Source organism: Pectobacterium aroidearum (assembly GCF_015689195.1).
Classification (GTDB): Bacteria; Pseudomonadota; Gammaproteobacteria; order Enterobacterales; family Enterobacteriaceae; genus Pectobacterium; species Pectobacterium aroidearum.
Genome location: NZ_CP065044.1, coordinates 3,127,783 through 3,140,329, shown reverse-complemented (window position 1 = coordinate 3,140,329; position 12,547 = coordinate 3,127,783). Strand labels below are relative to the sequence as shown.

Sequence of the window (12,547 nt, the reverse complement as noted above, 5' to 3'; positions counted from 1 at the left end):
CCGTCAACGGCGTTGTGCCGATGCCGGATATTTCATGCGGTCTTCACCTGGATGTGGCTGGCTCAGATCTGCCTGATGGCCTGTCCGGCGCAGATAAACCTCGTCGGCATGAACCAGTTTGCTGGCGCAGTCCCTGGCCTGGCGTGTGAGTGTGTGCAACAGGCTAATCTGCATGTTCAGCACAGCTCGCTGGACTTCCATTGCATGTAAATCGCTGATGAGTCCGGGTGGCGTGGCCGGGTTGACCATCACCTCTTGCCATAGGGCCACGCCCATGCTGCTGCGGTCGAGGTTGCGCCAGCGCAGAAAAGTGGTGCCTGCGCCAGTGGTTTGCTGGGCCAGTTGCGTCGGTAGCAGGTTGAAGGGATGGCTGCGTGCCTGAGCCAGAATCTGCCGTTGCGCCAGCACGATCAGGTCGTCGCGCAGTGCCTCGCATTGGCTGGCCCAGACTTCGAGTGCCCCTTTACCTTTAAAAGGTTTTAAAAGGCCTTTTAGGTAGCCTGCATGTTCCAACTGCTGGAAGGCGGTCTGTTCCAGCATGGTGAAACGTGTCGATGCGCTCATGCGTGGTCATCCTCGCTATTTTGTGCACCTTCGGTTGGCTTTTCGCTGGCGCTGGCAGGGGCATCCGCAGGCTCGTCCTCGTGTGAGGATGTTTGATTCGTGGTGCCTGAGTGCGCCATATGCGTTTGTCCACGCCGGATCAAGGGTGGTGCGAAGCGTGAACGGCGCGCGCCTTCGAGTACGTCTTGCGGCAGTTCTCCGAACTTTTCCACTGCGGCACGGGCTGCGGCATTGTTGGCGGCAAAGTCGTCACGCTGGGTGCCGGAGTAGCGGTATTGCTGTGCCAAACTGAAGAGACTGCGCAGGGCATGGGCACCGTCGTTAAGCCAGCGTTCGAGAGTTGATCGGTCGATCAATGCGGTGTGGTGGGCCAGGATCAGGCGGCGAGCAAGATCGTCGTAGTCGGCCAGTAAATAGACCGCCATAAAGCCCAGTTGCGAGGAGACGAACAGTGGCAGCTTGACGGGTTGCACATTCATGTTTTCTCCAAGGCTTAGCGCGGACGGTACGTCTGCCAGTGCCTGATCCACTTGTTGGCGCAAGCTCTGGAGCTGTTCTTTGGTGAGCGACAGCTTGTCTTCGATGCGCAACATCCACCAGTCAGAGTAGGGATCGTCCTGCTCGGCCCCGCGTTTGAGCTTGTTCATGATGGAGACAAATCCGTTCAAGCCGACGATACCGGGTTTGCCTTCTGCGGCTGCGCGTCCGTGCCAGATGCGCGATGCGTGGTGAGTATGCAGGGTCAGTGACATCGCACTGCGCAATGACCCCAGGTTCAATTGCAAGGATTCAGTGGCATTGTTTTCGTTGGCCATGGTGATGACTCTCTGTAGTGAAACGAGTCGTCAGCTTCGGCTGCAACGGGAAGGCCGTCAGTCATGAAACCGCACTGCTGGTCAGCCTGTTTTGCGAAGCAACAGATGCCTCGTGCTGGAAGGGTGTGTGTGCAGCTATACCCGGGGTATAGGCGACGGTGGACGTCAGTGGACGATGCATGGCTATTTCTGCATGAGTCGTGTGCATCTCGCCTGGAAGGCTATGTATGCAGCTATACCCAGGGTATAGACGACTATGGATGATTGTGGACATGCCGAATTCAGGGGGTATCCAGCAATTTGCGCAGCCGTGCCAGATGGGCCAGTGCGACATCTCTGTTTGCCGCAGGCGGCTGCGGTGGAGGAGGCGCTTCACGTGGTGTGGTGGCAGGCGTTGTTTGTGTGTTGTCCTTCTGCCCAGCCCAGGCTCGGAAATCACCACGCAGGGCTTTCTGGATGATGCCAAACAGATAGCCCGCAGGATTTCGAATGCTGGTTGTCGTGCAACGGGCATCCCATTCGTCAAGGACGGATTGGTGCAAATTGGGTTCAACCGACTGTAATGCGGCCAGCGCACCCGATTGCTGCTCAGCCTTGAGTGCCATAAAACGCTCCGGGAAACTCAGCATTCCAAGTTCTTGCGCACGCGGTACTGTAAGTATTTTTTTATTATTTTCTTTTATATGTACTGTACTTATGTTTTTCGGATTCCGAAGTGGGCTGATTTTGCTGGCGCTCAGGCCTGATTTGGAATCCGAAGTCAGGTCGCCATTATTCCGAAGAGGGGGCGTTATCCCTTCTTCGGAATTGTGATCGTTCATATCCTGTGGGTAACGTGAATCCATGCGCCAGCCCTGTGCGGCCAGACGCTGCGTCAGCACCTGCAATCGGGTTGGCAGTACCTGGCCGCTGAGCATCGAGTCCTGGGACATCTCCTGTAGCGTATACATGCCGACACGCTGGACAGATTTGCTGGCATGAACCAGAGACTGGCTGACCAGCGCCAGGTAGTCGGCGTCAAGCTGGATTGCCTCATAGGGTGTGAGTGGCTCATCATGCAGGACATAGAGGTTGCCCAGAATGCGGCCTGTTCGTGGATCACGTCTGCGTCTGACCAGGCTGATCCATCGGGTCAGGCGCAGCATCGTCAGGGTGCGTGCGACTGTTTCGTGAGACGCTTTGGCCGCACACGGCATGGAAGCGAGCCAGGGGGCGAGCTGATCGTACGTTGGCATCGCGGTGATACCATCTTCTGCGAGCATCAACCGGAAAACTTGCCAGCCGTTGCGTTCAAGCGGGGTGAGTCGCCCGTCCATCAGTAGTGCCCGTGGCACACTGTCGTGGTGGTTGCCGCTAAAGAGGAAACCATCCGTTGCCGCAGGCGATGAGGCGGATTGAACCGGTTTCGCAGATTGCGGTTGCAGACGGGAGAAAGCCTGGTCGAACAACTCATTCAGCCGGATGGGGCCGTTTGTGCGTGGCTGGCCACCCGTCATCTGGTCTGCCCTTCATCAATCCATCTGCGTATGGCACTCCAGATAACGGACAGCGGCAGATCCGTGGCTTCGGCAAGTTCCGCTGCGATATCCAGCATAGCCATATCGTCATTGAGTGCCACTTTTTGTGACTTGACTGCAGCAGACCAGCGGTGCCACAGATTGGTATCCTGCTCTTCGGTCAGAACCGGATGGCGACCTTTCCTTTTTGGCAATCCGATCACACTGCGGCGCAACGCGATTTCCTGATGGGTGAGCCCGAAGAACTTGCTGATAAGTTCGGTACTGGCACCCAGGCGCAAAAGCCGGTCGATTCTGGCGACTTCCTCGGTTACATCGTCGACCTGATGCAGGAGGCGACGCAGCACATCTCGGTTGACCACGACGGAGCACCAGGACACGTTGGCGTTGGCCAGCACGCTCGCCATGGCAGGATGTTTCAGTGCGTCAAGGTCGGTGTCATCGAATCCCATGGACTTGGCTCTGCGCAATTGGCCATTGCGCAGATCATGCAGTGCCTGTGCGATGACAGCCTGATTGAGAGGGTGTGGACCGGTCATGGCTGTGCTCCTCATGATCCGGGAATGACGTCGCCGTCATCTTGTGTGCCGTTCTCAATGTCGATCAGCCTGCGGGTCAGCCGTAGCAATCGAAACAGCTTCACCAGTGCGCTGTCATTGAGCCGCTGTGGTGCATCGTTGGCGTCATTGCTCGCGTCCAGTATCCCCTGCAACAAATGCCCGAGTAGCCCAAACCGGATCGAAGACGTGGTATCTGAAAACGGATGTGTGGCGGGCAGATAGGGGGCGCTCAGAGCGTGCAGCAGCGCCAGCACCATGGATGCTGACGTATCTGTGTTGGCACGGTCATCGGCGCATTTGCAACTGAATCCGATGCCATTTTCGTAGGGCTCAATAGCATCTTGCGCACCGACTTCATGGGCGATTTCTGCGGCAAACTGCGCAATATGGGTGCGTAGTCGAGAAGGTTCATCCAGTGATGCTTCAATGTGCCAGATATCAGTGATCGGATACAGGCTATCGGCCTGGATAGGGATGGATTGCAAGACATTGCGTTCGAAGTCCGGCAGGGTCTCGCCAGTATGGTCAGCGACCAGCCGCTGAATCGACTGCAGCCGTTCGGTTGTGCCAGCAGGAGAAACAACATGCTGTTGCAGTAGCGTGGCATGCTCATCGTTTCCTGCCGCAGATTTGTCTTGTGAGGCGCGGCCAACAGGTTCAGACGGGGGCGGTGCCGGTTGTGTAGACGCCTTGCTGGTCGTTGATGGCTCGATGTTCCTGGGCGACGTGGATTCCGATGTAACGCCGGGAGGCGTGACGAGTAATGGCGTCTTCTCTTGCAGCGTCGATGCCCCAGGCTCAGCCGATGGTGCTTCATTGCTGAGTAACTGCCAACGCCGATCGGTGTCGGTGATCTCGAATGCCAGCGTGTCGTATTCCATCTCCAGCAGATTGGCCATTTGTCCAATCAACTCATCCTGTATGCGCTGGACACTGAAATTGCCCGGTGTGCTGTCGAACATCACCAACACATCCTGAAACAAGGTGGTGAAGTCGATGTGGTGGTGTGTGTTGGTGCTGCGAGCGGACCAGGCCCGTTCAGCAGCACGCCGCAGGCTGGTCAACTGCTCTACCTGATGCCTTCCCAGCCCGGCATAAAGCACAGTAGGGATGGCCGGAAGTAAGTATTGAATGGCCTCTTGCATGCGACTGATATGGGGCTGGGGTACAGGGTAGCCATCGGCCTTGAGTCGGCGGGCCAGCTCTGACTGTGACAGTGATTTCCCGGTCTCTTCTTCATAAAGCTCCCGTGCTTTATTGACGCCTAGGGCACGTTCAATAAATGACAGGCCACCGTGCAGCTCGTTCTCAGCCAGATGCCCCGTTAATGCGATGATTTCACCGCGTTCCGGCCATGGGCGGAACAGGCATGGAATGCAGAAAAAGCGTTCGTCTCTGGTCTCAGTCCAGAGTTCGCGCAGGATCGAGAGTCTGGTATTGCCTCCGTTGCGAATGATATAGCCCTTTGCCCCTGGGCGCTGAGTGATGGAGGGAGGAGAGTCGAGTCCGCGCTCGCGTATTGAGGCTTTGATCTCGTCGTAGAGCGGGTTGCGCGTTAGTCGTGGATCAAGTTCATACGGTGATAGCTCATCAAGCGTGATAACCATTGCCGTTTCTGCAATAGGTGCGCTCAACACCTCTGCAATGGGTGCTTTGCTCGTGAAGCCTTCGCTCAGAAGTTTGCCGGCAAGGTCTTGTACGGAAATATCAGGCATGGTGGCCTCCCTTGTCAGGAGAGGATTCGTCAGTAGCAAACTGGTGTTGTGTTCGCCGTAGTAAGGCGCGCGCATTACGCCCAGCACGATAGTCGCTAGCTGTCGAACTGGTGAAGATCGGTGGCATACCAGGCTTGGTGAACTTCAAATGCCCACCAGAGGTACGCACAACCTCCCAGCCTTCTTGCAGTGCGTATTCGATCAGCGGTAGTAGTTGCTTGTGGCCTTTAGCCAGTTCACGGGCATTTGACATGGGCATGCCCTCCGCTGGTTTTTCCTGTGACCAGCGCGAACTGCTCACGCCACTGGGGCAGCAATTCGGTTGCCAGGCTGCACATGATTTCTCGCGCAGAGCGGGTCTGGCGGCCATAAGGCCTGGTACGCTCAACGCGATGTGCTGGCAGACCGCGAGTCGCCGCACGGGGAAACGCTTCAATTGCGGGTATCTCGGTGTCCAGAATGTGAATGCCCGCTTGCTCCTGAAAAATCAGGCGCAAGGTTTTTTGGATCATACGGGCATTGGACGACACGGCAGGCACGCGATTGATCAGCAGGTGTAGTGGTGGGGGGGTAATGCCCAGATTACGATAAGGCGCGATGTCCGCGATCAGTTGCAAGGTTCCCCGACGTAGCTCCCGAGCGGCGAGTATTTCTGGCGTGACAGGTGAAATGGCTTGTTGCGATGCCAGTAATGCCATCTCCAGCAAGACGGTGCGTGCTCCCTGCGTATCAATAACAACGAGGTCGTAGTGTGGCTGGAATACAGGCAATAAGTTGTGCAGCCTCAGCCTGCCGTCCGGAGCGTGAAGCAGCAGCGTGTGCAAATGCCGGTGTTCATCGTTGGATAGCACAAGGTCCAGACGATCAATGGTGGTACGAGAGACAATCTTTCCCAAGTCCTGCTCGTTGAATGCCAGTAGCTCATAGATGCCGCCAGGGGCGGGGCTCAGCATCTCATAGTAAGAGGACAGCGTAGGCTGCATATCGAGATCGAGTAGGAGTACGCGCAATCCTGCATCGGCAACGAAACTTCCTAGGTTGGCTGCAATGGTTGTTTTACCCACGCCACCTTTTGTCGAAATAACAGAAATCACCTGCATGGTCTGCTCCTGGTAATGAGTGACTGGGAGCAGTCAGGCGCGTTCTTTGAGACGATCAGTGATCCACTGATCGATTTCGGCAGAGTCCCATCCGACGGCGCGGACGCCGAGGCGCAGAGCCTTGGGAAACTTACCTTCCTTCATCAAATTATAAATATGGGCCCTTTTAAAGCCTGTTTTGGCTTCAACTTCAGCCCGGCGCAGGATACGACGCTCAGGAACGGGATGAGTGTTTTGTTGGAACATGATAGTCACTCCTTAATGCTTGGTAGCGCTTATTGAGGGTGATTGCCATTAAATCGGCAGCATCAATAGGCCTCATCAAACAATAGGAACGAGCTGGTCACCGCTTTCTTGCCGCAACAGGTGCGAGATTTGATTTAAGCCAATGTTCGCTCGCTCCGGAAAGGTGACAATATTGGTTATCACTTCCAACTGATAAAGCGTGCAGACGATCAACATTCCTGATTTATAAAAATGAGAAGTTGGAATACTTTGTTTTCTATTTATTTGCGGACAAAAAATGTCTGAGATGAATTTATGTTGGTGGCTGGCTTATTCTTCAAGCCTTGAGAGCTATGCGTACTCGTCCAACATACTTGTGTGACAAGTGTTTTTGATGTATTTGAAGGACTGTTTCTGTCATAAAAATGACAAAAACAGTCCTTTTGTTTCATTTGTGTGTCACGGGGTTCTGGTATGTGAGAGGTGCGGAAAGCTTGGCATTTCTCCGATCGTGACCGCCCGGCTGATGAACCGCTCCAACTCCGCTGATCGTTCCCTCTCTGTGGTTACGGCAAACGTGGCTGTGCTGGGAATATTGTCTGCTGCTTCTCGGATAATGACATTTGGATGGTTATAGAGAGCAATTTGGGATTCAAGTCCGATACCGATCCCATAGCCTGCTGCAACCAGCATGATCATGGGCTCATGTCCTGAAACATATTCGGCAATATTTGGTGTTGGAAATGACGGGTTGCTGAAAAAATGTCGAGTCAGGTTATATCCACCAGTACACTGCTCGGGGTGGCAAAGCACTAGCGGATAGCGAAGTATCTCTGAGTCAGAGATTTTTTCTTGAGAGAGCAGGGGATGGTGAGTCGGTATCGCGATGGCTGGGCGATCTGTCCATACAACCTCTTTGAGGTATCCCGGTATGATTGAATTATCGACGGTAAAACCTACATCAATTTGATCGTGGCTGAGAGCCAATAACATCTCGCTGACGGTCATTTCAGTAATCCTGATTTCTGTACTCGGTTCTTCTTCTCGACAGCGCGCGAGCAGTGTCGTGAGCCTTGGTGGGGCCAGGCTGTCTGCAAGCCCAATACGCAATCGGCCACGGTAGCCTTGCGAGGCCGAGCTAACTCGTGTTTGGGCGTTCTCTATAAAGGCAATGATGCGTTGAGCCTCTTCACGAAACACTTCACCCGGCCAGGTTAGCCTGATGCGGCCTTTGGACCGATGAAGCAGTTGAACCCCTAGATAGTTCTCCAGTTCCTTGATGGCTCGGGACAGAGGGGATGGTTCGATATGGACTCTGGCAGCCGCGCGGGTGAAGCTTTGTTCTTCGGCTACGATCAAGAAATATCGCAGGTGGCGTATCCTCATATTTACATACTCCTTTCTTTCCATTGGGTATTGGTTCCTTTTTATGGAGGAAGGCTCCGCTGCGCGAATGGTATGCATTCGCGATATTGATCTACATTTGCGGGCACCCCATGCTGAAATGCAGCCTCAGTTGGTGATGAGGATGTAGGGCATCTCATAGCTTGCTAAGCCGAGTCTTTCTCAGAGGGGATAGGTGTCAAAGCAACTCGGCTGTGAAGCATCGCTCATGCTAAGGCTGTCTCTTATAGGTGTTTGTTCACAGCTTGTGCGTTTTTTGCCTATAGATATGGATGACGGGGCGGGCTGGTAGGGTGTAGCACTTGTTTGATGTTGGCTACAGAGGGGGGCACTTGATGGTTGGTTTGCCTTGTTGAAAGGGCTTGGTGAGGTCTTTCTGGACCATGTCTGGTGGATGTTGTTGGACGTGTATGACGCTGTATGGAAAAAAATTTAGGTTCCGACTTGCCAAGATCTAAGTTCTAGTCCATAATGCTGTCCATCCTATCTAGGGACGTCGGGAAACTCTTTCTAAAACAAAGAGATAACGGGTGGGTTTAAGACTCGTTTCCCGCTCCAATTTAAAGCATCGGCAATAGCGGATGTTGGTCTTAAGACCTAAATATTCTGGCGCGTTAACAAAGCGGTTATGTAGCGGATTGCAAATCCGTCTAGTCCGGTTCGACTCCGGAACGCGCCTCCAATATTTAAGCCCGGGTGGTGAAATCGGTAGACACAAGGGATTTAAAATCCCTCGGCGTTCGCGCTGTGCGGGTTCAAGTCCCGCCCCGGGCACCATTGATAAATCAATAGACGTCAACCGACGTCTATTTTTTTGCCTAAAACCCACGGTTTTACTGGCTTTCCCTTCATTCCATACTCTCCCAACGTCAACGCAATTCAACCTACATCAACTTGCTTGTGAGTATACATCTGAGTATATATGTTGGTTCTATCTTGCTCTGTATACTCACCGTAAGCACCAATGAGGATATTGATAATGGCTCTGACCGATATCAAAGTGCGTTCGGCAAAACCAGAAGAAAAAGAGTATTCACTGACTGACGGTGATGGGATGTTTCTGCTGGTTCATCCCAATGGTTCCAAATACTGGCGGCTGCGCTTTCGTTTTGGTGGCAAGCAACATCTCATGGCATTAGGCGTTTATCCTGAAGTCTCTCTTTCTGAAGCGCGTCAGAAACGGGATGAAGCTCGGAAACAGGTCGCTGCGGGCATCGATCCCCGCGAACATAAGAAAGCGATAAAAGCGAAACAGGAAGAGGATGAAAAGACCTTCGAAGTCGTGGCTCGCGCCTGGCACGCCGACAACAAGAAGTGGTCGGAATCCCATGGCGAACGTATCCAGAAAAGCCTGAGCGACAATATTTTCCCCGCTATTGGCAACACACATATCGCCGATCTGAAAACACGCGACTTACTGGCACCGATCAAAAGCGTTGAACGTTCAGGACGCTTGGAAGTTGCTAAGCGTCTAAAACAGCGTGTGACCGCCATCATGACCTATGCCGTACAAAACGGCCTGATTGACTATAATCCGGCGCAGGATATGGCAGGGGCGATAATGCCTGGCAAAGTTGAACATCGTCCGGCATTAGCGCTTGAACGTTTGCCTGAACTTCTTGGCCGCATTGACGGTTACAAAGGCCGTGAGTTTACCAAGTGGGTTATTAATCTCTCCCTACTGATTTTCATTCGTTCCAGCGAACTCCGTTTTGCCCGCTGGCCGGAAATCGACTTTGAACGAGCGTTGTGGACGATTCCCCCTGAACGTGAACCGATCCCCGGTGTGAAATTCTCCGAACGTGGTTCAAAAATGCACACACCACATCTTGTTCCGCTGAGCCGTCAGGCACTGGAGATCCTTAAAAAGATCAGAGAGGTGAGTGGGCATTGCGAGTTGGTTTTCATTGGCGATCATTCCTCACGAAAACCCGTTAGTGAGGGCACAGTAAATAAAGCACTGCAAACCATGGGCTATGACACTAAAACGGAAGTGTGTGGTCACGGCTTTCGTACCATGGCCTGTAGTTCACTGATTGAGTCGGGCTTGTGGTCTAGGGATGCGGTAGAGCGGCAGATGAGCCACCAGGAACGTAATGGTGTTCGGGCAGCGTATATCCATAAGGCGGAGCATTTGGATGAGCGTCGGTTGATGTTGCAGTGGTGGGCGGACTTTCTCGATGCGAACCGGGAGAGGGGAGTTAGTCCGTTTGATTTTGGGAAGTTGACGAGTGGTTAATATATCATAGGTGGAAGCACATTCGGTTACGATAACTTCCTGATTATATATTTTCTTGGTTAGTGGTAGGTTGTGGGGAAGAGCATTTGTTATCTTCCCTTTGTTCTGCTTCTGATGATATCAGAATCCGTAAAACCAACTGGTTCCAGCTAGAACCGTATGGCAATATAATATCTCTCTGTTTTTTCAAGCTTTGGTCGCTCGATGAAAGAAAATCTACCCAGCTATGAATCTATGATGCCAGTAGTACTTAAAGTATTGGCTGATGGGGCCATGCGTGCTCTGAGAGAGGTATTCGGGCTTGTTTGCCAGCATTATGCCTTTACCCCAGAGCAACTCGCTGAAACTTTGCCAAGCGGGCGTCAAACTACGATCCGCTCACGAGTTGGCTGGGCTAAAACCTATCTTGTTAAGGCGGGGTTGATCGAGCAGCCCAAACGAGGCATCTGTCTTATAACTGAACGGGGTAAGACAGCGCTAGCATCAGGCCACACTATTGACAACCACTATCTTGGCCAGTTTCAGGAATTCGTCGCCTTTACCTTGGCTTCCAGTGAAAGCACAGGAAACACCCCACAAGCCGTGACTGGTGAAACATACCAATCAGTCACCGAGCAAGCTAATACTCCGCAAGAGCAGATAGAACAGGCGCTTGCAGCCATCAATCAATCGCTTTCCGATGATTTGCTGGCCGAAATACTCTCCACATCACCCCGCTTTTTCGAACTGCTAGTGGTCGATCTAATGGTAGCTATGGGGTATGGTGGAAGTCAGCAGGATGCTGCCCAGACGACTCGCTATCAGAGCGATGGAGGAATAGACGGTATCATCAAGGAGGACCGGTTGGGCCTCGACTCGATCTACCTTCAGGCTAAACGCTACACCTGTAAGCACACCCGTTTTAGTTCCACGCACTTTTTGAGATTTCCGGGTTTTCAGCCATCAGACGGTACTCTTCCGGCGTCAGGTTATTCAGGGATTCATGGGGCCGCTCACCGTTATATTCAGCCAGCCAGCGCTCTGTAATTTCCCGTGCTTCATTCAGTGTTCTGAACAGATAAAAATCCAGTATTTCGGTCCGGTACGTCCGGTTAAAGCGTTCGATAAATGCGTTTTGCGTCGGTTTACCCGGCTTGATAAAGTCCAGCATCACGCCATGCTCTTCGGCCCATTGAGCCAGCGCCAGCGATATAAGTTCTGGCCCATTATCCATCCTCATCTTCAGCGGATATCCACGGTTTGCCACGATCCTATCCAGTACCCGGACAACACGCTGGGCCGGGATATTCAGGTCAATTTCAATGGCCAGGGCTTCCCGGTTAAAATCATCCACCACATTGAAGGTTCTGAAGCGTCTGCCGCAGACCAGCGCGTCGTGCATAAAATCGATGGACCAGCTCTGGTTCAGCGCCTCTGGGGTCGCCAGTGGAGCCGGATTACGCACCGGCAGACGTTGCTTTCCTTTGCGACGAAAATTCAGTTTCAGAAGACAGTAAATTCGGTGAACACGCTTGTGATTCCAGGTATTCCCCTGCCTGCGCAATACCTGAAAAAGCTTCTTAAATCCGTATCGTGGATAGCGTTCAGCCATCACTAGCAGCCCCTGGATCACCGATTCATCACGCCGGGTATCTGGCTGGTATAAAAACACCGTCCTGCTCAACGATAACGTCCTGCATGCCTGACGTATGCTCATCGCAAACTGCGAGGTCAGATAACTGACGAGCTCACGTTTTATCGCTGGTTTTAAAGCTTTTTTTCAATAACATCTTTTAGCGCCCGGCATTCCAGACTGAGGTCGGCAAACATCTGTTTGAGCCGCCGGTTCTCGTCTTCCAGATCTTTGATCTTTTTAATATCAGCCGCTTCCATCCCGCCGTATTTTGCTTTCCAGTTGTAATAGCTGGCTTCGGATATAGCGGCTTCGCGGCAGACATCTTTGACGGTTCGTCCGGCTTCGACGGACTTCAGAACGGCGATGATCTGGTGTTCAGTGAATCGGATCTTGCGCATAGCGATCTCCTCAGGGGACATAGTTAGTATGTCGGAAGATCTCTAAAAGTGAATGGTCCGTATTGCAGGGATACTTACACACCGACAAAACCGTAGGCCGTCCCGAAATTCAGGCCTTCGCTGGTGCGCTCGATCTGCATCGTGCGCGCAAGGGTGTATTTATCACAACCTCCACTTTTAGCCGTGATGCGCAGGAATACGTTGGGCTAATTGAGAAACGCATCGTGCTGATCGACGGCGCTCGACTCGCTGCCTTAATGATCGAATATGGCGTTGGTGTAACTACCCGACAGACTCTGACTATCAAAGCCCTAGATTCAGAATATTTTTTGGAAGAGTGACTGCAGCAAATAGCCGTCAGACTTGATCGTTGGATGCTTGTTCATAGTACCTGA

12 protein-coding genes, 2 tRNA genes and 1 pseudogene are annotated in these 12,547 nt (G+C 52.8%); 5 read left to right on the top strand and 10 right to left on the bottom strand.

Going from position 1 to position 12,547, the window contains the following annotated elements; translation table 11 throughout:
* Positions 1-3 precede the first annotated feature (3 nt).
* The 9 genes from I2D83_RS14105 to I2D83_RS14065 all read right to left on the bottom strand — a co-directional run bounded on the left by I2D83_RS14105 (position 4) and on the right by I2D83_RS14065 (position 7,906).
* Complete coding sequence (locus I2D83_RS14105) at positions 4-564, bottom strand: DUF3158 family protein (protein ID WP_039498867.1); 561 nt, start codon at positions 562-564, stop codon at positions 4-6.
* Positions 561-1,343, bottom strand: a complete 783-nt coding sequence (locus I2D83_RS14100) for a PFL_4669 family integrating conjugative element protein (RefSeq protein WP_476739470.1) — start codon at positions 1,341-1,343, stop codon at positions 561-563. The genes I2D83_RS14105 and I2D83_RS14100 overlap by 4 nt, the downstream gene beginning before the upstream one ends.
* 317 nt (positions 1,344-1,660) lie before the next feature.
* On the bottom strand, positions 1,661-2,875 hold the full coding sequence (locus tag I2D83_RS14095; RefSeq protein WP_205946737.1) for an STY4528 family pathogenicity island replication protein: 1,215 nt from the start codon (positions 2,873-2,875) through the stop codon (positions 1,661-1,663).
* Complete coding sequence (locus I2D83_RS14090; protein WP_205946736.1) at positions 2,872-3,435, bottom strand: DUF2857 domain-containing protein; 564 nt, start codon at positions 3,433-3,435, stop codon at positions 2,872-2,874. The genes I2D83_RS14095 and I2D83_RS14090 overlap by 4 nt, the downstream gene beginning before the upstream one ends.
* Before the next feature lie 11 nt (positions 3,436-3,446).
* Positions 3,447-5,171, bottom strand: a complete 1,725-nt coding sequence (locus tag I2D83_RS14085; protein WP_205946735.1) for a ParB family protein — start codon at positions 5,169-5,171, stop codon at positions 3,447-3,449.
* Positions 5,164-5,424 (bottom strand): type II toxin-antitoxin system HicA family toxin, encoded by a 261-nt coding sequence (locus I2D83_RS14080; protein ID WP_015730118.1) that lies wholly within the window; start codon positions 5,422-5,424, stop codon positions 5,164-5,166. Before I2D83_RS14080 ends, I2D83_RS14085 begins: the two co-directional genes overlap by 8 nt.
* Complete coding sequence (locus I2D83_RS14075; protein ID WP_205946734.1) at positions 5,408-6,271, bottom strand: ParA family protein; 864 nt, start codon at positions 6,269-6,271, stop codon at positions 5,408-5,410. Before I2D83_RS14075 ends, I2D83_RS14080 begins: the two co-directional genes overlap by 17 nt.
* A 33-nt stretch (positions 6,272-6,304) precedes the next feature.
* Positions 6,305-6,517 carry an AlpA family transcriptional regulator gene (locus tag I2D83_RS14070; protein WP_015730120.1) on the bottom strand — a complete coding sequence of 71 codons (213 nt, stop codon included), beginning with the start codon at positions 6,515-6,517 and terminating at the stop codon, positions 6,305-6,307.
* A 438-nt stretch (positions 6,518-6,955) separates the two neighbouring features.
* Entirely contained in the window at positions 6,956-7,906 is a 951-nt protein-coding gene (locus I2D83_RS14065) for a LysR family transcriptional regulator (protein ID WP_232427863.1), read from the bottom strand.
* A gap of 602 nt (positions 7,907-8,508) precedes the next feature.
* Here I2D83_RS14065 and I2D83_RS14060 point away from each other — a divergent pair.
* The 4 genes and pseudogenes from I2D83_RS14060 to I2D83_RS14045 form a co-directional block, all read left to right on the top strand.
* Positions 8,509-8,582 (top strand) — tRNA-Cys (locus I2D83_RS14060).
* 8 nt (positions 8,583-8,590) lie between these two features.
* A tRNA-Leu gene (locus tag I2D83_RS14055) sits at positions 8,591-8,677 on the top strand.
* Positions 8,678-8,879: 202 nt separating this feature from the next.
* Entirely contained in the window at positions 8,880-10,139 is a 1,260-nt protein-coding gene (locus I2D83_RS14050) for a tyrosine-type recombinase/integrase (RefSeq protein WP_205946733.1), read from the top strand.
* A 204-nt stretch (positions 10,140-10,343) separates the two neighbouring features.
* Positions 10,344-10,964 (top strand): annotated as a pseudogene (locus I2D83_RS14045) (restriction endonuclease); the annotation flags it as partial.
* 76 nt (positions 10,965-11,040) lie between these two features.
* On the opposite strand, the gene I2D83_RS22390 reads toward I2D83_RS14045, so the two are convergent.
* Positions 11,041-12,152, bottom strand: a protein-coding gene (locus I2D83_RS22390) for an IS3 family transposase (protein WP_205946711.1) whose coding sequence is annotated in 2 segments (ribosomal slippage) — positions 11,041-11,891 and positions 11,891-12,152 — 1,113 coding nt in all. Because the reading frame shifts where the segments join, the coding sequence is not laid out codon by codon here.
* 62 nt (positions 12,153-12,214) lie between these two features.
* Here I2D83_RS22390 and I2D83_RS14035 point away from each other — a divergent pair.
* Positions 12,215-12,493: a restriction endonuclease gene (locus I2D83_RS14035; RefSeq protein ID WP_205946731.1), complete on the top strand. Its 279-nt coding sequence runs from the start codon at positions 12,215-12,217 to the stop codon at positions 12,491-12,493.
* Positions 12,494-12,547: the final 54 nt, after the last annotated feature.